This window comes from Streptomyces sp. NPDC033229, assembly GCF_055576875.1.
In genome coordinates, this window is the sequence record NZ_JBVIQR010000019.1 from 1 (window position 1) to 19813 (window position 19813).

General features: G+C 72.3%; 19 protein-coding genes. 6 read left to right on the forward strand and 13 right to left on the reverse strand.

All coding sequences use genetic code 11. The features are described 5' to 3' along the window. Positions 1–290 precede the first annotated feature (290 nt). The gene (locus ACZ53N_RS18380) at positions 291–1133 is read left to right on the forward strand and encodes an ATP nucleotide 3'-pyrophosphokinase (protein WP_469141866.1); all 843 of its coding nucleotides are present in this window, start codon (positions 291–293) and stop codon (positions 1131–1133) included. Positions 1134–1169: 36 nt separating this feature from the next. Here the strand turns inward: ACZ53N_RS18380 and ACZ53N_RS18385 are convergent, their stop codons facing one another. Together ACZ53N_RS18385 and ACZ53N_RS18390 are read right to left on the reverse strand one after the other, a co-directional pair. Beyond that, entirely contained in the window at positions 1170–1661 is a 492-nt protein-coding gene (locus ACZ53N_RS18385) for a hypothetical protein (RefSeq protein ID WP_469141867.1), read from the reverse strand. 100 nt (positions 1662–1761) lie between these two features. Next, positions 1762–2526 (reverse strand): DUF72 domain-containing protein, encoded by a 765-nt coding sequence (locus ACZ53N_RS18390; RefSeq protein WP_469141868.1) that lies wholly within the window; start codon positions 2524–2526, stop codon positions 1762–1764. Positions 2527–2597: 71 nt separating this feature from the next. Between ACZ53N_RS18390 and ACZ53N_RS18395 the strand changes: the two genes are divergently transcribed. The 3 genes from ACZ53N_RS18395 to ACZ53N_RS18405 all read left to right on the forward strand — a co-directional run bounded on the left by ACZ53N_RS18395 (position 2598) and on the right by ACZ53N_RS18405 (position 4907). Beyond that, the gene (locus tag ACZ53N_RS18395; protein ID WP_469141869.1) at positions 2598–3023 is read left to right on the forward strand and encodes an HIT family protein; all 426 of its coding nucleotides are present in this window, start codon (positions 2598–2600) and stop codon (positions 3021–3023) included. Positions 3024–3215: 192 nt separating this feature from the next. Then, positions 3216–4586 (forward strand): phosphoribosyltransferase family protein, encoded by a 1371-nt coding sequence (locus ACZ53N_RS18400; protein ID WP_469141870.1) that lies wholly within the window; start codon positions 3216–3218, stop codon positions 4584–4586. 51 nt (positions 4587–4637) lie between these two features. Beyond that, a complete protein-coding gene (locus ACZ53N_RS18405; RefSeq protein WP_184732241.1) occupies positions 4638–4907 on the forward strand; it encodes a dsRBD fold-containing protein in 270 nt (89 codons plus the stop codon). Positions 4908–5293: 386 nt separating this feature from the next. Here the strand turns inward: ACZ53N_RS18405 and ACZ53N_RS18410 are convergent, their stop codons facing one another. Genes ACZ53N_RS18410 through ACZ53N_RS18445 form a run of 8 tightly spaced genes read right to left on the reverse strand, consistent with a single transcriptional unit; the run spans position 5294 to position 14943 of the window. Next, a complete protein-coding gene (locus tag ACZ53N_RS18410) occupies positions 5294–5755 on the reverse strand; it encodes an acyl-CoA thioesterase (protein ID WP_469141871.1) in 462 nt (153 codons plus the stop codon). Positions 5756–5801: 46 nt separating this feature from the next. Then, positions 5802–6941 carry a ferritin-like domain-containing protein gene (locus tag ACZ53N_RS18415; RefSeq protein WP_469141872.1) on the reverse strand — a complete coding sequence of 380 codons (1140 nt, stop codon included), beginning with the start codon at positions 6939–6941 and terminating at the stop codon, positions 5802–5804. After that, positions 6938–7732: a thioesterase II family protein gene (locus ACZ53N_RS18420; RefSeq protein WP_469141873.1), complete on the reverse strand. Its 795-nt coding sequence runs from the start codon at positions 7730–7732 to the stop codon at positions 6938–6940. Before ACZ53N_RS18420 ends, ACZ53N_RS18415 begins: the two co-directional genes overlap by 4 nt. After that, on the reverse strand, positions 7729–8073 hold the full coding sequence (locus tag ACZ53N_RS18425) for an acyl carrier protein (RefSeq protein WP_469141874.1): 345 nt from the start codon (positions 8071–8073) through the stop codon (positions 7729–7731). Before ACZ53N_RS18425 ends, ACZ53N_RS18420 begins: the two co-directional genes overlap by 4 nt. After that, entirely contained in the window at positions 8063–11872 is a 3810-nt protein-coding gene (locus ACZ53N_RS18430) for a beta-ketoacyl synthase N-terminal-like domain-containing protein (protein WP_469141875.1), read from the reverse strand. The genes ACZ53N_RS18425 and ACZ53N_RS18430 overlap by 11 nt, the downstream gene beginning before the upstream one ends. Next, a complete protein-coding gene (locus ACZ53N_RS18435) occupies positions 11869–13071 on the reverse strand; it encodes a radical SAM protein (RefSeq protein ID WP_469141876.1) in 1203 nt (400 codons plus the stop codon). Before ACZ53N_RS18435 ends, ACZ53N_RS18430 begins: the two co-directional genes overlap by 4 nt. Continuing rightward, positions 13068–13793, reverse strand: coding sequence for a Phenylacetic acid catabolic protein (locus ACZ53N_RS18440; protein ID WP_469141877.1), 726 nt, complete (start codon positions 13791–13793; stop codon positions 13068–13070). The genes ACZ53N_RS18435 and ACZ53N_RS18440 overlap by 4 nt, the downstream gene beginning before the upstream one ends. Continuing rightward, complete coding sequence (locus tag ACZ53N_RS18445; RefSeq protein WP_469141878.1) at positions 13783–14943, reverse strand: aromatic ring-hydroxylating oxygenase subunit alpha; 1161 nt, start codon at positions 14941–14943, stop codon at positions 13783–13785. The genes ACZ53N_RS18440 and ACZ53N_RS18445 overlap by 11 nt, the downstream gene beginning before the upstream one ends. Positions 14944–15427: 484 nt before the next feature. On the opposite strand from ACZ53N_RS18445, the gene ACZ53N_RS18450 reads away from it, so the two are divergent. Together ACZ53N_RS18450 and ACZ53N_RS18455 are read left to right on the forward strand one after the other, a co-directional pair. Beyond that, complete coding sequence (locus tag ACZ53N_RS18450; RefSeq protein ID WP_469141879.1) at positions 15428–16294, forward strand: SCO6745 family protein; 867 nt, start codon at positions 15428–15430, stop codon at positions 16292–16294. A 58-nt stretch (positions 16295–16352) separates the two neighbouring features. Next, the gene (locus ACZ53N_RS18455) at positions 16353–16829 is read left to right on the forward strand and encodes a hypothetical protein (RefSeq protein WP_469141880.1); all 477 of its coding nucleotides are present in this window, start codon (positions 16353–16355) and stop codon (positions 16827–16829) included. A gap of 55 nt (positions 16830–16884) precedes the next feature. Here ACZ53N_RS18455 and ACZ53N_RS18460 read toward each other — a convergent pair whose 3' ends face one another. The 3 genes from ACZ53N_RS18460 to ACZ53N_RS18470 all read right to left on the reverse strand — a co-directional run bounded on the left by ACZ53N_RS18460 (position 16885) and on the right by ACZ53N_RS18470 (position 19458). Beyond that, positions 16885–18258: an MFS transporter gene (locus ACZ53N_RS18460; RefSeq protein WP_469141881.1), complete on the reverse strand. Its 1374-nt coding sequence runs from the start codon at positions 18256–18258 to the stop codon at positions 16885–16887. Beyond that, positions 18255–19130 (reverse strand): AAA family ATPase, encoded by an 876-nt coding sequence (locus tag ACZ53N_RS18465; protein WP_469141882.1) that lies wholly within the window; start codon positions 19128–19130, stop codon positions 18255–18257. Before ACZ53N_RS18465 ends, ACZ53N_RS18460 begins: the two co-directional genes overlap by 4 nt. Before the next feature lie 91 nt (positions 19131–19221). Then, positions 19222–19458 (reverse strand): hypothetical protein, encoded by a 237-nt coding sequence (locus ACZ53N_RS18470; protein WP_469141883.1) that lies wholly within the window; start codon positions 19456–19458, stop codon positions 19222–19224. Positions 19459–19813 lie beyond the last annotated feature (355 nt).

Below are 19813 nucleotides of genomic sequence, written 5' to 3' on the forward strand. Positions count from 1 at the left end.
GGCTGGACTGGTACAACTACCACCGACCCCACACCGGCATCGACGGCCACCCACCAGCCAGCCGCGTCACCAACCTGTCCGAACAACACACCTAGCCACCGGTCCCCCGTCCTCGGACGGCCGTCGATTTCTCGCCCTGGACCGTCGTGATCGAGTCAAATAGCCCCTGGGGCGAGGGTCGTCGGCGAACCGTCGGCCGCGCCCCCACGTTGATCGTCTGCCGACCCGGCGCGCGGACCCGTGCGTCGGGTCGGCACACGATCCGGACGCGGGACAGGAAGGAAGTCTCCATGGGGACACTGGTCAGGGGACGGCGGGGTGCGGTGGCTGCCGCGCTGGCCGCCGCGCTGGGTGTGGGAGTGGCGCCGACGGCCGCGTGGGCCGCGCCCGGCCCGGCGGACGGGGCGGGCAAGACAAGCAAGAGCGCCCGCGACGACGGCTGGCACGGGGACGGGCTGGAGCTCAACGCCTCCGACAACCGCGCCGTGGACGCCTTCCTGACCCAGGCCGAGCAGGCCGAGCAGGAGATCAGCCCGCGGGTGCGGGCGGCGGCTGTCCTGAGCGAGGCCGAGCTGATCGGCTTCGACCAGCGCCTGAAGTCACCGGACTCGCTGAAGCGCAAGGTCGCCACCTCGATGAAGGAAACGCTGGGGCAGACCGTCAACCAGGCCCTGGACACCATGAAGGACTCGGTGCGCTACACCTTGCAGTGGCCGGACGGGAAGTACACCACCGGCGTCGCGCTCGCCGCGTCCCTGCTGTCCGCGTGGGGCGACGAATCCGTGAAGTGGTCCAACACCTGGGACCGCGCCAAGGGCTACAAGGGCATCAACTCCGCCTGGCGCGAGCCGCGGTGGGGGCACGCCTACGAGGTGCAGTTCCACACCCCCGCCAGCAAGAAGGCCCAGCTGGACACCCACACGATCTACGAGGAGCAGCGCCTGCCCGGCACCCCGCCGGAGCGGGTGAAGGAGCTCCAGGGCCAGCAGGACGCGATCTTCGCGGCCGTCCCCGTGCCGGCCGGTGCCGCGGGGCTCACCGCCCCGGGCTCACGGGTGCCCGCCGATCTTCCCCAGCCGGTGCCCGTGGCGCCCTCCGGGACACCGGCCGCGACGAAGCTGCCCGTCGGCTGACGGGCGCCGCGCCCGGCGGCGGGCGGCCGACCCCGGTCAGTTGTCGCCCACCGCCGTGATCAGCACCGACCCAATGACGATCGTTTGATGCGTCAGCTCGTCGAGCTGCTTCCGCTCGGCGGCGGGCACATGCCACTCCTCCCACCAGGCGACCGTCTCCTGCGTGAGCGGCTCGGGACGCTCGGTCTCCCACGACTCGTGCAATCGGGCCGCGAGCGGGAGGAGGGGGCGGATCCGGTCGGCGTAGGCGGCGAGCAGCGCCGTCATATAGCTGCCGGGCAGATAGGCGTACCACTGGGCGACGAGCTGGTCGGCGAGGGCGGCCGCGTCCTGGAGCCACAGCACGTGCTGTGTCACCCACCCCTGCGGGTCCTGGCTCACAGGCATGCCGGGCAGGAGGCGCTGCTCCAGCGCCGCGCGGTGGGAGAAGAACGCCTGGCCCAGGGCGCGCTCGTCGCCACTGGGAATCCAGGAGCCCTGGTGCAGGGCGATCGCGGCGGCTTCGACAACATCAACGGCGTGGGTCATCCGATCACGGTACGGTGCCCGCCGGACCGCTGTGCACACACCCCCGGGTAACTCCGGGCGCACCCATGTGAGGGACCGCGCGGGGGGCCTGACGGCTCGTTCAGCCGTGCGCGGTCGGCGTGCGGGTGACCGTGCGCTCCTGCCCGGTGGCCACCCGTGCGAAGACGGCGGCGTCGTGGACGGCGGCGCCGCCGGGGTCGTTGTTGAAGTAGCAGTACACGTCGGCCCGGTCGGGCCAGCTCTCGGTGACGCGCCGCACCCAGCTCGTCAGGGCGTGGCGCCCGTAACGGGGCCACGGATCGGCCCGGCCGCAGTGGAATCGCACGTATCCCCAGTCCGCCGTGCGCCACAGCGGGGTCACCGGCCGGGAGTCGTGGTCCGCCCAGCAGAGCGCGGCACCGCGGTGCTCCAGGACGGCCCGCACCTCGTCGGTCCACCATGACGCGTGCCGGGGTTCGACGGCCACCCGGGTCCCGGCGGGAAAACAGACGAGCGCGGCGTCCAGCAGGCCGGGGTCGGCGTGGAGGGTGGGCGGCAGTTGCAGAAGGACGGGGCCGAGCCGGTCCCCCAGCCCGGCGGCGTGCCGCATCAGCCGCGCCACCGGTTCCTCGGGGTCGCGCAGCCGCTTGATGTGGGTCAGATAGCGGCTTGCCTTGACCGCCATGACGAACCCCGCCGGGGTACGGTCACGCCAGGCGGCGAAGGTCTCCGGGGTGGGAAGCCTGTAATAGGCATTGTTGTTCTCCACGGTCGCGAACCGCCGGGCGTACTCCTCGAGCCACAGCCGTTGCGGCACGTCGGCGGGGTAGAGGCCGCCGCGCCAGTCCTTGTACTGCCATCCCGAGGTACCGACGAGAAGGGGCATGAGTGATCCCTGCCCCCACGGGCCGCGGTCGTCACGGATAATTTCGCCACGGATCGACCGACGGGGAGTTGATGGGTGTCGTGAACTGCGTCTTCTGCGCGATCATGGCGGGCGAGCAGCCCGGCCACCGGGTGTTCGAGGACGAGACAGCGGTGGCGTTCCTGGACGCGCGGCCGCTCTTCCCCGGCCACGTCCTGGTCGTGCCGAGGCGGCACGTGGAGACCCTCACCGATCTGCCGGCGGAGGACGTGGGGCCGTTCTTCACCCGGGTGCGGCTGATCGCCGGGGCGGTGGAGCGCGGCATGGCCGCCGCCGGGTCCTTCGTGGCCGCGAACAACCGCATCAGCCAGTCCGTGCCGCACTTTCATGTCCACGTCGTGCCGCGCAACCCCAAGGACGGTCTGCGCGGCTTCTTCTGGCCGCGGACGCGCTACGGCTCGGACGAGGAGGCGGCGGAGACAGCGGCGCGGGTGCGGGCGGCACTGACCCTCGGCTGAACCGCCCCCGGGCCGGACCCGGGGGCGATGGGGCGGCGGGGTGGAGGGCGGGGCGGAAGACGACCGCCCCGGGCCCCGGCGTCCACCGCATGGACTATCGGGGTGAATATGAGGATATTGGATGTATAGCGACTCTCGTCCCGTTTCCCCTCGTCTTCCGGGGCCGGACCGGACCCGGGCCGGAGGTGCGCCATGCGATTCGACGACCGCGAGGATGCCGGGCGGCAGCTGGCGGAGCGGCTGGAGTATCTGCGCGGGGCCCATCCGGTCGTGCTCGGTCTGCCGCGCGGGGGCGTGCCCGTGGCCTTCGAGGTCGCCCGGGCGCTGGACGCACCGCTTGATGTGATCCTCGTCCGCAAGCTGGGCGTGCCGTACCACCGGGAGCTCGGTTTCGGCGCCATCGGCGAGGGGGGCGTGCGCGTCGTACGTGACGACATCGTCCGGATGAGCCGGGTCGACGAGGAGGACCTCGCCGAGGTCCAGCGGAGCGAGGAGACGGAGCTCGTCCGGCGCGCGGAGCGCTTCCGTGGCGGACGGCCGCGTACCCCGCTGGACGGCCGTACGGCGGTCGTGGTCGACGACGGCATCGCCACCGGCTCGACGGCGTCGGCCGCGTGCCAGGTGGCGCGGGCACACGGCGCCGCCCGGGTGGTGCTGGCCGTGCCCGTCGCGCCCCCGGACGCGGCGGCGGCGCTCGGTGCGGAAGTGGACGAACTGGTCTGCCTCTCGACACCGGCGGGCTTCTCCGCGGTCGGTGAGTGGTACCGGGACTTCGCCCAGACCTCGGACGACGAAGTCATCGAACTGCTGCGGCGCAGCACGGCGGAGCGGCGCCAGAACCCCGGGCCGGGCGGCGCCCGGGCCGTGACCGGCCCGCTGGAACTCCCCGTGGACGGGGGCCGCGTCACGCTCGCCGGTGATCTGGACCTGCCGGTCGGCGCTCCGGGTCTCGTCGTCTTCGCGCACGGCAGCGGCAGCAGTCGGCTGAGTCCCCGCAACCGCGCGGTGGCGGGCGTCCTCACCGAAGCGGGGCTGGGCACGCTCCTCTTCGACCTCCTCACCCCCGCCGAGGAGCAAGACCGGGCGAACGTGTTCGCCGTGGAGCCCCTTGCCCGCAGGTTGACGGAGGTGACGCGGTGGCTGCGCCGTGAGTCGCCCGGCCCCGCGCCTTGGCCCATCTGCTACTTCGGCGCGAGTACCGGCGCGGCGGCGGCCCTGTGGGCGGCGGCCGACGCGGCGGCCTCCGGCACGGACATCGCCGCGGTGGTCTCCCGGGGCGGCCGCCCCGACCTCGCCGGGCCACGGCTGCCGGAGGTCACGGCACCGACCCTGCTCGTGGTCGGCGGCCACGACGAGACCGTGCTCGACCTCAACCGGCAGGCCGCCGAACAATTGACGTGCGAGAGGCAACTGGCGGTCGTGCCGGGTGCCACCCATCTCTTCGAGGAGCCGGGAACGCTCGACGCAGTCGCGGAACTCGCCCGTGACTGGTTCACCGGGCACCTCGGCGGAGGTCCCGGCGGCCACCGGGCCCCACCCCCACCCACCGCGTCGGGACCCTGACGGGTCCCGCGAGAAGCGCACCACCCAACGCACACACGGGAAGTGATCGCCATGGAGACGATCGTCGACTGCGCCATCGACATGGAGTTCCGTGAGGTCGATGCCATGACCCAGGCCGCCGTACGGTTGCGCCTGCACGACGGGACGGAGCTGATGGCCCAGGGAATCGCCCACCGGCACCCCGACGACCCCGGTCAGCAGCGGGTCGGCGAGGAGGTCGCGGCGGCGCGGGCGCTGAACAACCTCGCCCACCAGTTGCTCGACAAGGCGGGTGTGGACATCGAGGAGGTCACCCATCTGGAAGCTCATCTGACGCACTGATCGGACAACGACCGCACGACTGCCGGGGCTTCTTCAACACGGGTCCGTACGAGGCCGCACGTCGGCCTTGCTCTCCTCCTCGCCGTCCAGGACAGCACGGGTTCGTACACGCACGCCGGCTTCGCCACAGCGGCGTTCGGCATCGCCAATGTCATCGCCGCCCCCTGGCGTGCCCGGGCCGTCGATCGATTCGGTCAACGGATCGCGCTCACCACGATGGCCTCGGGCCAAGCCTCAGGGTTCATCACTCTCGCGCTGATCACGGCGACGGCGAGGTAACGGAGCCCGGCGGCTCGGTGGACGTACTCCAGCACCTGGCCGACCGTCTGGTTCTCGTCGAAGCCCTTGGGGCGGACGGCGACGCCCAGTTGTCCGTGATGGGTCGATCAGCGATGCGGGGTTTCAGGCGGGATCGCCTCGAATTCCGTCACCGCGTCACGCCAGGCGTCCGGCACGGGGATGGAACGACCTTCCACCGCGTTGTAGGCGATCATCGCGGTCTCGCCGGCGGCCGCCACCGCGCCATCGCCGTCCCGCCACATCAGATACGCGAAGTCGAAGGACTTCGCACCGATCCGGGCCACGCGGATGCCCACGCTGACCGGGTCGCGGAAGCGCAGCGGCTGGAAGTAGGAGAGGGAGACGCGCCCGACCACAAAGCCACGCGGTCCGTCCACGTCCTCCTTCAACACGTCGATCTGGTAAGCGGCGCGGGCGCTCTCCGCCCAGCGCACATACGCCACGCTGTTGACATGACCGAGCATGTCGACGTCGTGGAACGGCGCGGTGAACCGCAGGACGCAGCGGAAGTGGGACGCGTCGGTGTCCAAGGGCTTGCCAGGTGTCACGCGGATCGGTCCTCCCGTCGGTCCCGCACCGGCTCCCCGAGCGGGATCAGCTCGTCGTGGTCGCGTCGCCCTCTTCCGCGGACCCCACCGCGAGCGTCTCGGCGACCTGGGCGTGCCGCACGGCCAGCTCGCGCTGCTGCCGCTCGGCGGCCCGGGCGACATCCTCGTCCCGGCGCATCAGGCTGTCCAGGTCCTCCTTCGCCCACTCCAGCACGCCCAGCTTCTCGTACTCCCGCGCCACCCGGTCGCTCCACAGGCCGATGTCGCGCAGCGCGGGCACGATCCGGCTGAACAACAGCTTGCGGTACGCCCTCATCGAGGGCGACCGGTCCGCGCTCGCCACGCAGTCGGCGGTGTCGAGACCCAGCGCGTCCCACATCTCGTCGCCCCGGAACCGCCGGAACAGCAGATGCGACCCCTCGATCACGAACTCCTCGCGGCTCTTCCGCTCCGCGTCGGAGAGATCCGCGTACAGCTCCTTGAGCGCCATCCGCCCGAACGCCACATGCCGGGCCTCGTCCTGCATCACATAGGCGAGCAGGGCGTGCGGCAGCGGCGCGGTGTGCGCGGTGGCGTCCCGCAGCAGCCCGAAGGCCGCCAGCGCCAGTCCCTCGATCAGCACCTGCATCCCCAGGTACGGGATGTCCCACCGCGAGTCCGCGAGCGTCTGGCCCAGCAGGGTGCGCAGCGCGGGGTTGACCGGGTACATCAGCCCGAGTTTGTCGTTGACGAAGCGGGAATACGCCTCCATGTGCCGTGCCTCGTCGACCACTTGGGTGCTGGCGTAGAACTTCGCCTCCATCCCCGGGACCGTCTCCACGATCCGCGAGGCGCACACCAGAGCACCTTGTTCCCCGTGCAGAAATTGGCTGAACTGCCATGCGGTGGTGTGCAGGAACACATCCGCAACGAACCGGCGGTCGTGGTGGAACCGCTGCCAGTCGCGTGACGCGTGGATGGGCAGCAACTCCTCGCTCTGGCCGAGCGGGTTGGCCCGGTCCACCTCCAGGTGCCAGGGAATCCGCGAGGTCGCGTCCCACTGGCGGTCCTTGCCCCGTTGGTAGAGCGCCATCAGCCGCTCGTCACGCACGTCGTAGTCCCAGGTCATCCGGCTCGTGCCGGAGGCCGGGACCTCGAAGGACGACGTCGTCGCCTCCCCCGTGTCCGCCATGCTCGTGCTGTTCATGCCCGCCACACCTCATCGTCTCGGGATTCCTTGACGCCCTTGAGCCGGGTCGCCCGCCGGTCGTCCGCCGCCGGTGGCTCTGCCCGGGGCGTGATGCCGCGCAGCGCCTCCCGGATCGTCGTGACGTACGCGGCGGTGTGCTCGCGGAAGCAGAAGTGACCGCCGGGCACCTCCCGTGCCGTGCAGCCGGCCCGGGTCCACCGCTCCCAGCCCCGCACGGCCCCGCCGGGGAACAGGGGGTCGTCGGCGCCGTACAACGCCAGCACGGGGACGTCCACCGACCGGGGCCCCCCGTCCGGCGGGCCCGCGCCGTCGGTCAGTTCACGGCCCAGCTCCAGGTCCGGCCGGCCCGCCTCCCAGGTACGGTCCGCCCCGGCTCGTCCGGAGGTGGCCCGCAGTTCGCGGGCGGCGGCGCCGAGCAGCTCCTCCGGCCCCGCGCCCAGCCGGCCCGCCAGGTGCGGCGGGGGGCAGCAGGAGACCACGAGCAGACTCGGTGGTGGCTGCGGGCCCTGCGAGAGGGCCGCCGTCAGCCTGTGGGCCAGCAAGGCGCCCAGGCTGTGCCCGAGCACCGCGTACGGCAGGCCCGCACCCGACACCGGGGCGGCCTGGGCGGACAGCGCGGCCACCGCCTCCGCCGCGTCACGAGGCGGCGGGCGGTCCGCGAGCCCGCCGCGCCCCGGCAGGTCGAGGCCGGTGAAGCGCAGCTCCGGGCCCGCCCGGCGGGACAGCCGGGCGTACGCCAGGCCGGTGGCACCCGCGTAGGGGACGCACAGCACGGACACCGGCGTCACGTGGCCCGCTGTGTACGCAGGTCGGCGACGATCAGCGCGGCCAGCCCGCCGAGGGTGGGCCGCTGGGCGACGTCCTCCACGGTCAGTACGGCACCGGTCGCGTCGAAGACGTGGTCGCCGATCTCCAGGGCGAGCAGCGAGTCCACGCCGAGCTGGTCGACCGGGATGTCGGCGGGGACGTCCTCCGAGTCGTCCAACTCCAGCCCCTGTCGCACCAGAGCGGTGAGATGGACGAGCGCGGCGCTCCGCATCAGCTCGGGGTCGGCCTCCCGGTCGGTGAGGATCCCGAGTGCCGCGTCGGGGGCCATGACGGGAAGGGGAGAGGTCAGGTCATCGGTCACTTCGGCCTCCGCCGATCCAGTAGGGGCGTCGTTCGAAGGGGTACGACGGCAGGCGCACCCGTCGGAACGGCTCAGTGTCGAGGGCGCGGATGCCCGCGAGGGTGCCGTCGGTGACGAACCGGGCGCAGGCGGCGCTGTAGGGGTCCTGGGGGCCCTGCGCGCCCGCCCGGTCCGGTGCGTCGTCGCGGGCGTCCGGGAGGGGGGTGTCGGTGAGCCACTTGTCCATGGCGTCGAGCAGTTCCGCCGTCTCGCGGGCCCGGAAGACCACGCGCGCGGCGAGGACCGGCCGGTGCCACGACAAGGTGCCCGCCACGTCGCCCAGTTCGTGGGGGGTGCGGCGGAGCGCCGCGGCGAGCCGCTCGACGCTCGCGCGGAGCGCGGCGTCGGTGCGGGCGGAGAGGGGGACGGCGAAGTGCCGGGGAGGCCGCTCGCTGTGCGGCTCGGGCGCCGGCGCCTGTTCGAGGACCACGTGGACGTTGGTACCGCTGAAGCCGAACGAGCTGACTCCGGCGGCGCGGGGCGCGCCGTCGTGGGCCGGCCACGGGATCGGCTCGGGGGTCACCGCCAGCCGGCCGCCCGCCCAGTCCGCCGTGCCGTTCGGGCCGCGTTCACCGCGGGTCGGGGGGATCTCACCGTGCTCCAGGGCAAGGACCGCCTTGATCAGGCCCGCGATGCCCGCTGCCGCCTCCAGGTGACCGAGGACGCCCTTCACCGAGCCCAGATACAGCGGCCGGTCACGGCCGTCCGCGAGGACCGCCGCGGAACCCAGCTCGACGGCATCGCCCAGCACGGTGCCCGAGCCGTGGGCCTCCAGATAGCCGACGCGGGTCGCGGGCAGGCCGGCGTCCCGCAACGCCGCGGTGATGACGTCCCGTTGGGCGAGGCCGGACGGTGCGGTGATTCCGTTGCCCGTGCCGTTGTGGTCCAGGGCGCTGCCGCGGATCACCGCCCGCACCGGCAGCCCCTCCTCCCGGGCGGCGGACAGCGGCATGAGGACGACGACGCCGCATCCCTCGCCGCGTACGTAGCCGTCGGCCGCCGCGTCGAAGGGCAGGCAGCGGCCGGAGGGGGACAGCACACCGAGTCGGTCCAGGGCGGCGGTCGGCTCCGGGGCGAGCACCAGGTTCACCCCGCCGACGACGGCTTGTTCGCACTCGCCGAGGCGCAGTGCCGAGACCGCCAGGTGCACGGCCGTCAGTGAGGAGGAGCAGGCGGTGTCGACGGACAGGGACGGCCCGCGCAGTCCGAAGTGGTACGACAGGCGCCCGGCCGCGACCGACGGGCTGGCTCCGACGGCGGAGAACCGGGACAGCGGTGACCGCTCGGCGATCCGCGCGTAGTCCGCGGCGGAGATGCCCACGTACACGCCGGTGCGCGAGCCGCGTCGCGCGAGCGGGTCGGTGCCCGAGTCCTCCAGGGCCGCCCAGGTGGTCTCCAGCAGCAGCCGGTGCTGCGGGTCCATCGCCCGTGCCTCGGGTGCGCTCACCGTGAACAGGGGCGCGTCGAAGCACTCGACGCCCTCCAGGGCGCCGAGCCGCCCTCGGCCGGTGCTCGTGTGGTCACCGAGCAACCGGGCGCGCTCGTCCGTGACGTCCCCGGTGGCATCGAGGCCGCGCCGGAGGAGCTTCCAGTACGCGTCCGGGTCGTCGGCGCCGCCGGGGAAGCGGCAGGCCATGCCGACGACGGCGATGGGCTCGCTGCCGGTCGACGGAACCGGCGGGGCCGGGAGGACGCCCGTCCGGTCGGCCGTGGTGGTCTCGCCCGGGGCGGCGGCCGTGCGGCCCCGCCGGTCCAGTTCGCCGGCGAGGGCGGCGACACAGGGATGGTCGAAGAGCAGGCTGACCGGGACCGCTTCGCCGGTCCGTTCCTCCAGGCACGCCGCCACCTCGGTGAGGCCGAGGGAGTCCAGGCCGAGTTCGGTCCAGGGGCGACGGGGGTCCACGGTGTCCGCCGGTACTCCGAGCACGGCCGCCACCGCCTGCCGGGTCACGGCCTCCGCGAGGGTGGGACCGCCGTGCGAAGCCCGGGTGGCGGCCGGGCGCGGCGCCGTGCCGCTGCCGGAGTCGGCCCGGTGCAGTGCGGTCAGGGCGCCTCGGAGCAGCAGATCGCGGCAGAGGGAGCGGCGCACCTTGCCGCTCGTGGTCTTCGGGACGGTGCCCGGTGGCACGAGGACGACGAGCCGTACGGCGACGCCGCAGGCCCGGGCCACGGCGGCTCTGACCTCCCGCACCGCTCCGTCGAAGAGGTCGGCTTCATCGGGGCCGCCGTCGGCCGGGTCGCGGCGGCGCACCTCCGCGACGACGGCGACCTCCTCGCCGTGCACTCCGTCGAGGGCGAACGCGGCCACGCACCCCGGGCGCAGGGCCGGGGCGCTCCGCCAGGCGGCGTCCTCCACGGCGGCCGGGGCGATGTTCCGGCCGCGCACGATGATGAGTTCCTTCAGCCGTCCGACGACCACGAGTTGCCCGTCGTGCAGGTATCCGAGGTCACCGGTGCGCAGATACGGGCCGCTGCCGTCGGCGAGGCGGGCGCCGAAGGCCGCCGCGCTGTCCTCCGGGCGGCCCCAGTACCCCTCGCACACGCTCGGTCCGCGCAGCCAGATCTCGCCCTCCCGTCCGTCGTCGGTGATGCGCTGCCCGTCCGGGGCGGCGATGACCAGTTCGCTGTCGCCGGGCTCACCGCTGGCCACCGCCGCGTCGCCGGGGAGCACCAGGGGCTCGCGGCGCTTGGGCGTGCCGGTGACCATCAGGGTGCTCTCGGCGAGCCCGTAGCAGGCCAGGAAGGCGGTGCGGCGGAAGCCGGCGGGGGCGAAGACGGAGGTGAAGTCGTCCAGGGTGCGCGGGCGCAGCATCTCGGCGCCGTTGAACGCCACGTCCCAGGAGTCCAGTCGCAGCTCGGCCACGTCCCGCGGCCGTGCCTTGCGGGCGCACAACGCGTAGGCGAAGTCCGGTCCGCCGCTGGTGGTGGCTCCCACTTCGGAGATCAGGCGCGGCCAGGAGAGGGGGTCGCGCAGGAAGGCCAGCGGTGAGCTGAGGTGGACGGGGAAGCCCTGGTGCAGGGGGGTGAGGATGCCGCCGATCAGTCCCATGTCGTGGTACGGCGGCAGCCAGATCACCCCGGTGGACGCGGGGCCGTGGCCGAACGCCGACTCGATCACTTCGAGGTTCGCCAGGACGTTGCGCTGGAGGGCCACCACTCCCCTGGGCCGGCCGGTGCTGCCGGAGGTGTATTGCAGGAACGCCACGGAGTCGGGGCCGGGGTGGTGGATCGCGGCCTCGTCGAGGGGCGGGGCGGGCCGGTCGGTGGCCACGGTGCGGACCGTGGTGACGCCCGCCGACGCGAGGGAGGAGGTGACGTACTCCTGGAGGTCGGCCGTGGTGCACACCACCTCCGCGTCGCAGTCGGCGATCACGGCGGCGAGCGCGTCCCACTGGTCGGGGGTCATCGGCGGGTAGGCGGGCACCGGCAGGAATCCGGCGTACATGCAGCCGAAGAAGGCGGCGATGTAGTCGGCCGACGGCGGCGGGTACAGCAGGAGGGCGCGGGGACCCACCTGGGCGCCGGACGCGGTGCGGTGACCGTCGCGCAGATGGGCGGCGGCGCGCCGGGCGCGCTCGTCGAGTTCGCCGTAGCCGAGCCGCCGGACGTCGTCGGGGCCGTCGTCGCGCGGATGGTGCAGGACGTAGCCGATCTGGTCGGGGGTGGTGGCCGCGCGGAACCGTACGGCCTCCACCAGGCTCGAGACGGGGGTCCGCCGACCCGTGAGGTGGTGGGGGATGCTCCGGTCCCGCTGGGTCACACACCCTCCCGAGGTGCTGTCGTCGCCGGTGCCGGGGTGGTTGCCGGGGCTGCCGCCGGATCCGGGGCGCCGGGAGGCCGGTGGGCGGGGTGGAAGGGGGACCAGTAGAACTGGCTCCAGTAGCTCTCCGCGATGTGCACCCACGTCCACAGCTGCTCGGCGCTCTCCAGGAAGTGCCGGGGGCTGACCATGAGCCAGCTGAAGACCGCCTGGCTGTCCCGGCATGAATCGCAGTGCCCGCTGGTGCAGCAGAAGTGCACGGTCTCCAGGTCCGCGGCCCAGGTGTTGAACTGCGGCAGCACGGGGTTTCCGTTGCGGGTGCGGGAGTGGTGTGCGGGGTGCCGCGCGCTGATGCTGGGGCACACGTCGTAGCCGAAGGAGTCCCAGTGCGCGTCGCCGGTGATCATCACCTCGATCGTGTAGGGATGGCTGGCGACGGTGTCGGGGTAGAGCTCGCGCACCCGCAGCGCTTCCGTGAGGAGTTCCCGGCCGCGCACGCCGCGCAGCGGGTCGTCGGTGTCGTAGCTGCTGTAGAAGTTGAAGTGCACCCGGTTGCCGTTGTCGTGGATGCGGCGGACGGTGTCCTCGATGTGGTCGATGCCGTCCTCGGAGAGGGCGTAGACGAATCCGGCCCGGGGGTCGTCGGCGTAGTGGCCGAGGGCGGTGCCGAACAGGTCCGTGAACCTCTTTCCGCTCGGCCGGACCGCCCGCAGTTCGTCGTCCAGCGGGCCTCCGCCGAACAGCGAGATGGCGACGGTGACGTCCTCGAATCCGGCGCGGGGAAGCCGCCGGAGACCGTTGGTGGAGATGGTCACCCGCTCCATGGCCTCGCGGTAGACCGCGATCCGGTCGGGGAAGAGCGTCGGCTCTCCCCCGATGAGCAGCGCGGTGTTGACACCGCGTGCCGCCTCGTCGGCCACGAACGCCTTGAGGTCGGCCAGGTCGGTGTTCTCCCGGGATGCCTTCTGGAATTCGTAGGTGAAGAACCAGCAGCCCTTGCAGCGGATGTTGCAGGCGTTGGTGAGGTGGTATTCCGAGGCGCGGATGCCGGCCGCGTAGTGGCGGATGGCGTCGAAGCGGTGGCGGAGTGCGGGGTCCGAGGCCAGGATCCGGCGCAGCCGCTGTCCCCAGCCGCCCCGCTCCGGTGCCGCGGAGCCGGAGCGGCCGGGCACCCGCGGCACGGGGACGAACTGCTTCATGCGGCGGGTCCGGGTACGGTCAGTCCGATGCGCTCGAGTTCGGGCACGACGCGCGCCACGAAGTCGTGACGGGCCTGCGCGTTGGTCTTCTGCCGCAGCCCCCAGCGGAGGTACTGCGGGGACCGGGTGGACTTGTCGCTGCCGAACAGACTGAGGATGAACGGCCACATGCGGTCCAGCGTGGCCTGCACCTCCGCGCTCCCCTCGGGTGTGCGCATGAGCTCGCGCACGATGCGCCGGCCGTGCCCGACGTGGACGAGCTCGTCCTTGATGACCTTGTCGAAGGAGTCGGCCCAGGGCCGGTAGCTGCTCTGTGCCATCTCCCTGATGTGGTCCAGGACCGCGTCCTCGCCGAGGTAGGAGAAGAGCGCGCGCTGCGGCCAGGTCTTGATCCGGTGGATGGCGGGCGACGCGTACAGCCCGCGCTCCGTCAGCTTCTGGTGGAGCATGTAGTCGGTGTCGATGCCCAGGTCCTTCAGGACGGCGGCACCGATCATGTAGTGATCGACCTCCTCGGCTGCGCGCTCGCAGCACACCTTGCGCTCGTAGGCGCTGGGCGCGATGGGGAAGAAGATCTGCAAATAGTCGTCGGCCCCGGAGAGTTCACCCTCGGTGTGCACCATCATCTGGTGCGTGGCCAGTTCCTGGTACTCCTCGGGCATCGTGCGGAACTCTTCGGGTGTCTCGACCCGGAGAACCTCCGGCGCGGTGTCAGTGGTCACGCGTGAGCGCCTCCTCGATGCTCTGGTGGAACCAGGAGATGGCCTTTTCGTAGCGGCCGAAGGTCAGCGCCGGGTTGGCACCGGACTCCAGTCCGCGCTGGATGGAGAGAAAACGCTCCGCGTCCTCGCGCTTGACCTTCTGCACCACCTTCAGGCTCTTCTTCCACGTCTCCTGTTCGGCCTCGGACTCGTGCAGGCGCCGGGCGAGCAGGGCGTAGAAGTGCAGGGTGCAGTGCCCGACCCCGTCCGGGTACACGTGCCACACGGCGGCGTGCTCGGGCAGCACCGCGATCATGGTGTTGGGCCAGACGACGTACAGGATGGTGGACTGTTCCACCAGGTCCCACTTGCTCCGGTCGATGTGCCGGAGTTCGGTGATCTCCCGGCGCGGCAGGACGCACCGGATGTGCGGGCCGAAGCGGTCGAACTTCGCCACGTTGGAGAGGAAGACCGGATAGATCGTCTTCCGGTGGGTGAACTTGGTGTGGTAGTTCTCCAGGAAGATATCGAACGGCAGCTTCCAGTTGACGGGGTGCGGGGCCCGGGAGGCGTCCAGGCACACGAAGTCGTCGAGGCCGAGGTCGCGCAGATCGGTTCCCACATCGGCGAGCCAGTCCCCGAGCGGACGCCCCGGCGCGTTCCCGTCGGCCTGGACGTACACGAAACCGGCGTGCTCCTGGCACCACAGCTCGCGCAGCCCGTAGTCGTCCTTGGCGGAGGCGACGGCGGGGAAGCCGAAATCGTCGGGGACGTGGCGGAGCGCGCCGTCCTGCCCGTAGGTCCAGGCGTGGTACGGACACGCGAACGCGTTCGCCCGGCCTTCGGGCTCCTCGACGAGGACCGTGCCCCGGTGCCGGCAGATATTGACGAACGCCCTGATGCGGTCGTCCTTCCCGCGCACGACCAGCAGCGGGACCTTGCCGACGGTGAGGGTCTTGAACGAGCCCGCCCGGGGGAACTCCCCCACGTGGCCGACGGCGAGCGGGGTGCGGTACCAGATCCGGTCCACCTCCGCCTCGAAGCGGGAGGGATCGGTGTAGACGGACACGGGGTTGTGGTACTCGTGGTCCTGACCGGCCATGTCCGTGGTGCGCTGCTCCTCGAAGGCGAGCAATTCCTCGATGATGCGGACCTGAGAGGCGTGATCCACCGGAGATTCCTCCTGGACGAACGTGGATCGCAGGGGTCGGTGAGTCGTGGGGTGGGGGGATGAAGACTCTTCCTGGCTCTTCCTGGACCGAGGCATTCGGGCAGCACCCGTGCCTGTGGGCGTGTCGCGCCCAACTGGGGGCGCACGCTGCGTGTGTGCGGCGATGCAGGCGCTTTTCCGCCATGGCATCCCGACGTCCGTTCGAGTCTTCGCGCCGTGCCGGAATACGTCAAGCGTCGGGCGACGCACGACGGGCTGACTTCGGCCATTCGGTGCCGGCTCCGCGAAGCCCCATAGCGGACGGCCCTCGGCTCGCGGATGAGCAGCGACGATCGCGGGCGAACGGAATGCGGCCCAGGGCACCCGGCCGCCTCCCGAAGCAGCGTGGTAGGGCATGCGACGTGGCCGTAATTGACCGTCGGCCCGTCGGCGTCCGCTCACCACGCCCCGCCGACGACCTGACCCGGAGGTAACCTCCCACGTCATGGAGCGCAGAGCGCGGATGCTGTGGTTGCGGACCGAGCCCCTGCACGCGGTCGTCTACTTCCACCCGCAGTGCCGTGGAATGGGCCGCGCATTGGGTCTCAAGGGCTTCTGGATGGGCTACTTCGCCACCCGCGCGGCTCCGCTCGGACCGGTCGGCCCGGCCCTGACCTCCGCCGTGTTCTCCGTCTTCGCGCCGTCGATGATCGCCCGGGCCCTGCCCGCGGCCTGGGACACGGTCACCCCGGCCGAGGCCGTCACGCACCGGACGCGCGCCGCGGCGGCCGCTCTGCGCGCACTCGCTCCCGGGACCGAGGAGCTGTACGCCCGGGTGGAGCGCCCGCTGCGCGCCATGATCGACGCCGCGCCCGCGGGAGCCCGCCCGCTGTTCGCCGCCAACCGGGAACTGTGCGACGGCGTCGGAGCCGATCCGGTGGAGCGGCTGTGGCAGTTGGCCACCACCGTCCGTGAGTACCGGGGCGACGCCCACGCGTGCGTGCTGGCCGACCACGGACTCGACGGCTGCGAGGCCCTGTTGCTCGCGGCGTCCACCGGCCGGGTGCCCGCGGAGGGGATGCGCCAGGACCGGGGCTGGAGCGAGGAGGAGTGGGGCGCCGCGCGGGAACGACTGCGCGAACGGGGGCTCCTGGAGCCCACGGGCGGGGCGTGCACACCGCGGGGCCACGAGCGACGGCAGCGGATCGAGGACGAGACCGACCGGTTGTCGGCCCGGCTGCTGCGCCCGCTGGAGAAGGCCGAGGAGGCGGACGCACTGATCGCGGCGCTGGGGCCGGCGGTGTCCAGCGTGCTGGCCGCGGGCGTCCTGCCGTTCCCCAACCCCATCGGCCTGCCCCGGCCGGAGGTCTGAGACACCCCCAGGGCATTCAGCGGACAGCTCGGTAGAGCTCATCGAATGGAGAAGCCCCATGCGCAGCCCGAAGCCGGAACTGATTTGGCAAGGACGGATCCACCTCGGTGACGAACCGGGGCTGTACGGCGACGCCCACTACTCCGGGCTGTCCGCCGAAGTGCCCTTGACCCTGGAGAGGACCGATCCCCAGGGGCCGGACACCACGGCGCTCGTGGTGGTCACCGAAGGCCTGGAGACCTTCACCGGCTACCCGGGCCACCTGATCACGGTGACGGCCTATCTGCCGGATCCCTCCCGGCCCTACCACAGCGTCGAGACGGTGCTGGCGACGGCCCGGATGACCAGCGCGGACCAGAACCGCAAGGAAATCCCCCTCGCTCTCGCGAACCGCCCTTCGCCGTTGTTCCTCAGTGTGCGCGCACGGGTCGACACCGAGGTGCCGCCGGGACTGTACGACGACTTCGTCCTCACCCGGATCCTCAACGCGTCGCAGAACTTCGCTTTCGTCGCCTCGCTCGGCTTCCGCGCCTGACGGGCGCGAAAACGCCACGCCCCACCGGTTGGTGACGATGCGTCAGCCCAGCGCCCTATCGATCCGCGTCGCGCTCCATCGTCGGCAGCCGGACGACGCGGAAGCCGACACAGCCGGTCACGACGGACAGGAGGCCGGACAGTACCAGCAGCAGCGCCATGCCCGAGCCCGCGCCGGTGCCCACCAGCCACCCGGCCGAGGAGCCGAGCGGGCCACGCATGGCCGGTTCGAAAACGTGGTCGGCCAGGGGGCCGGACAGCAGCAGGGCGATCGGGCCGGCGGATTCGGTGAGCACCCGTCGGGCGGCGAAGACCCGCCCCTGGATCTCCACAGGGACCCTGGTCTGCCAGATCGTCTGATGGGCCGCCAGGATGAACGGAAAGACGAGCGCCCCGACGAACGACGTCGCCCACCACACGGACGTGTGGGTACTGACGCCGTAGGGGAGCTGGCCCAGCAGGCCGGTGGCGATGAATCCCGCGAAGATCACATACAGCGGGCGGGCCCGCAGGATGCCGAATGCCGTCGTCGCCAGGCCGCCGAGCACACCGCCCACCCCGGCGGCGCTGAGCACCCCCGCCAGCACCGCGTTGTTCCCGCCCGTCCTGGCCAGCACCATGGGCGCGAGCAGAACGCCGAACATGCCGGCGAAGAAGAAGGCGAAGAAACACACCTGGAGGGCCAGCAGGCCCGGTTGCCCCGCGATGAAGCGGAAACCGAGCGTGAGGTCCGCCCTCAGACGGGCGCCGCCGCCCTTCGCGGGGCCGCTCGTCGTGGAGTCCCTCGTCATCGCATCGGGGGCGGCGGCGGAACGCGGGGCGCGCACCATGAGCGTGGCGAGGGCGACCGCGTAGCTGGCGACATCGGCCATGAACACCACGCCGAGACCCGCCGACGACATCAGGACCGCGCCCAGGGCGGGAGCGACGACCCCGGACACGGAGACCGACAGCGACAACAGACCGTTGGCGCGCGCGTACTGCGCGGACGGCACCAGGGCGGTGATCGTGGAGACCATCGCCGGGTACTGCAACGTGATGCTCGCGCCCAGGGCCAGCATCGACAGATAGACATACGCCTCGCTCAGCGCGCCCAGCCCGTACAGCAGCCACAGACAGCCGATGACCAGGGCCCCGAGGAGGCTGCTCAGCACCAGGGTGCGCCGCCGTCCCCAGCGGTCGGCGAGCACTCCGCCGACCGGGCTCAGCGCGACCACCGCGAGGTAGGAACACAGCTCCAGGACGATGATCGGCAGCGCCGCGTGGTTCCGCTCCCACAACCAGACCGTCATCGCGAAATTCGTGCTCGCACTGGCCAGTTGGGACAGGGCGGAGCCGCACCAGATGACGACGAAGGAGACGATGCCCCGGGCTTCCGGGGGTCCGGCGGAAGCCCGGTCCGCCGTGTTCCCGGTCCGGGTACGGCTCATGCCGCCCCGTCCGCCACCGCCGCGTAGGCGTGCACGCCCTCCATCAGCCGATCGAGCGCCACATGGGCGCTCACATGGGCCGTCCACGCCGCGATCTCCGCGTCCAACTCGGGCGAGTGCGCGCGCTCCAGCACCTGGCCGGGGCCGGTCGGCACCGAGGTGAGCAGCGGCGCCCGGTCGAAGTGCGGGATGACACCGAGACAGGGCAGACCCGATCGCTGCTCGAGGATCGTCACGGCCGAGTCGAATTCCCGCGGGTCGCCGGCGAAGCGGTTGACGACGAAGCCCACCACGCGCCGCCGCTCCGCGGGGGCCATGAGCTCCAGCGTGCCCACCAGCGCGGCGAAGACACCGGTGTGGACGGTGCTGCACACCAGCACGCACGGGGCGTCGACGGCGTCCGCCAGCCACAGATTGGTCACGTCCCGGTCCTTGAGGTTCAGCTCCACCGGGCTGCCGCACCCCTCGGACACGACGAAGTCGTACTGCTCCGCCAGACGCCCGTACGCCTCCATGATCTCCGCCCGGCCGCGGTCGGTGCAGACGCGCGCGGGCTGGCTGAGCCAGTCGTCGGAACGTCTCCCGCGGATGGACGTCGCGACTCTCTCCGGCGTCACCCACAGTGCGATCGGATTGAGGTCGCCGTGGGGCCGCACACCGGCGGCGACGGCCTGGTAGGCCTGGTGATAGTGGATGGCCCCGTCGGGCGGTGTGGGGTAGAGGGCCTCTCCGGGCTGCATGGAGAGGGACTTGAAGGGAGTGGTCTTCACACCCTGGTCACGTAACCATCGGCAGATCGCGATCGTCACCAGAGTCTTGCCGACTTCTGACGATGTGCCCAGCACCACCAGGCCGCCATGGTCGTCGCGCATGGTATCCCCCGCTTGCTTCGACGTCCCCGAAAGCTAAGTCGCCCCGTGGCCGGTTCGCAAGTGCTTGCCAGGACAAAGGTGTTCGACACGGTCAGCGACCGCGTCGGCCACCGGAGCGCGGGCGCAGCAGCGCGGCGGCCATGACCGCGGGGACGGTGACCAGCAGGGTGAGCGTGACCAGCGAGATGGTGCGGATGGGCTGCCGGCTTTGGGACTTGAGGGAGTTGCGGTAGACGGGCCGAGGGTGGGGGCGGGAGCGCACGGGCGGGGCGGGTCGCGGCTTCGAGGGCGGCGGGGTGGTGGCGGGTGCCGGTCGGGAGGGCCCCACGCCGATGGGCGTGAGCTCCGGCGGCGCCGGGGCGGGAACGCCCGGCCGTCCGGGCGCGGGAGGCGCGGGTGGGACGGCCGCGGGAGGCGGGGGCGCCGCCGGCCCCGGCGCGGGGGGCGCGGGCGGAGTCGCAGGCGCGGGCGGCACCGGGGCGGGCGGCCCTGGCGGTACGGGCGCCGGAGGTACGGGCGCCGGGGGCACGGGGGCGGGGGGCACGGGCGCCGGGGCCGGTGGCGCGGGCGGAGCCGGGGGGTTCGGGGCGGGGGCCGGTGGGGCCGGTGGGGCGGGTACGGGAGGGGGCGGTACCGGTGGTGCGGGAGCGGGGGGCGCGGGAGCCGGGGGCGGGGGAACCGGC

What these genes read in the sequence shown, in the direction of transcription:
- ACZ53N_RS18465 (WP_469141882.1), bottom strand. Translation starts at nt 19,130, where the DNA reads ATGCGCGACGACCATGGCGGCCTGGTGGTGCTGGGCACATCGTCAGAA.
- ACZ53N_RS18455 (WP_469141880.1), top strand. Translation starts at nt 16,353, where the DNA reads ATGCGCAGCCCGAAGCCGGAACTGATTTGGCAAGGACGGATCCACCTC.
- ACZ53N_RS18380 (WP_469141866.1), top strand. Translation starts at nt 291, where the DNA reads ATGGGGACACTGGTCAGGGGACGGCGGGGTGCGGTGGCTGCCGCGCTG.
- ACZ53N_RS18395 (WP_469141869.1), top strand. Translation starts at nt 2,598, where the DNA reads ATGGGTGTCGTGAACTGCGTCTTCTGCGCGATCATGGCGGGCGAGCAG.
- ACZ53N_RS18400 (WP_469141870.1), top strand. Translation starts at nt 3,216, where the DNA reads ATGCGATTCGACGACCGCGAGGATGCCGGGCGGCAGCTGGCGGAGCGG.
- ACZ53N_RS18385 (WP_469141867.1), bottom strand. Translation starts at nt 1,661, where the DNA reads ATGACCCACGCCGTTGATGTTGTCGAAGCCGCCGCGATCGCCCTGCAC.
- ACZ53N_RS18415 (WP_469141872.1), bottom strand. Translation starts at nt 6,941, where the DNA reads ATGAACAGCACGAGCATGGCGGACACGGGGGAGGCGACGACGTCGTCC.
- ACZ53N_RS18460 (WP_469141881.1), bottom strand. Translation starts at nt 18,258, where the DNA reads ATGAGCCGTACCCGGACCGGGAACACGGCGGACCGGGCTTCCGCCGGA.
- ACZ53N_RS18435 (WP_469141876.1), bottom strand. Translation starts at nt 13,071, where the DNA reads ATGAAGCAGTTCGTCCCCGTGCCGCGGGTGCCCGGCCGCTCCGGCTCC.
- ACZ53N_RS18405 (WP_184732241.1), top strand. Translation starts at nt 4,638, where the DNA reads ATGGAGACGATCGTCGACTGCGCCATCGACATGGAGTTCCGTGAGGTC.
- ACZ53N_RS18450 (WP_469141879.1), top strand. Translation starts at nt 15,428, where the DNA reads ATGGAGCGCAGAGCGCGGATGCTGTGGTTGCGGACCGAGCCCCTGCAC.
- ACZ53N_RS18390 (WP_469141868.1), bottom strand. Translation starts at nt 2,526, where the DNA reads ATGCCCCTTCTCGTCGGTACCTCGGGATGGCAGTACAAGGACTGGCGC.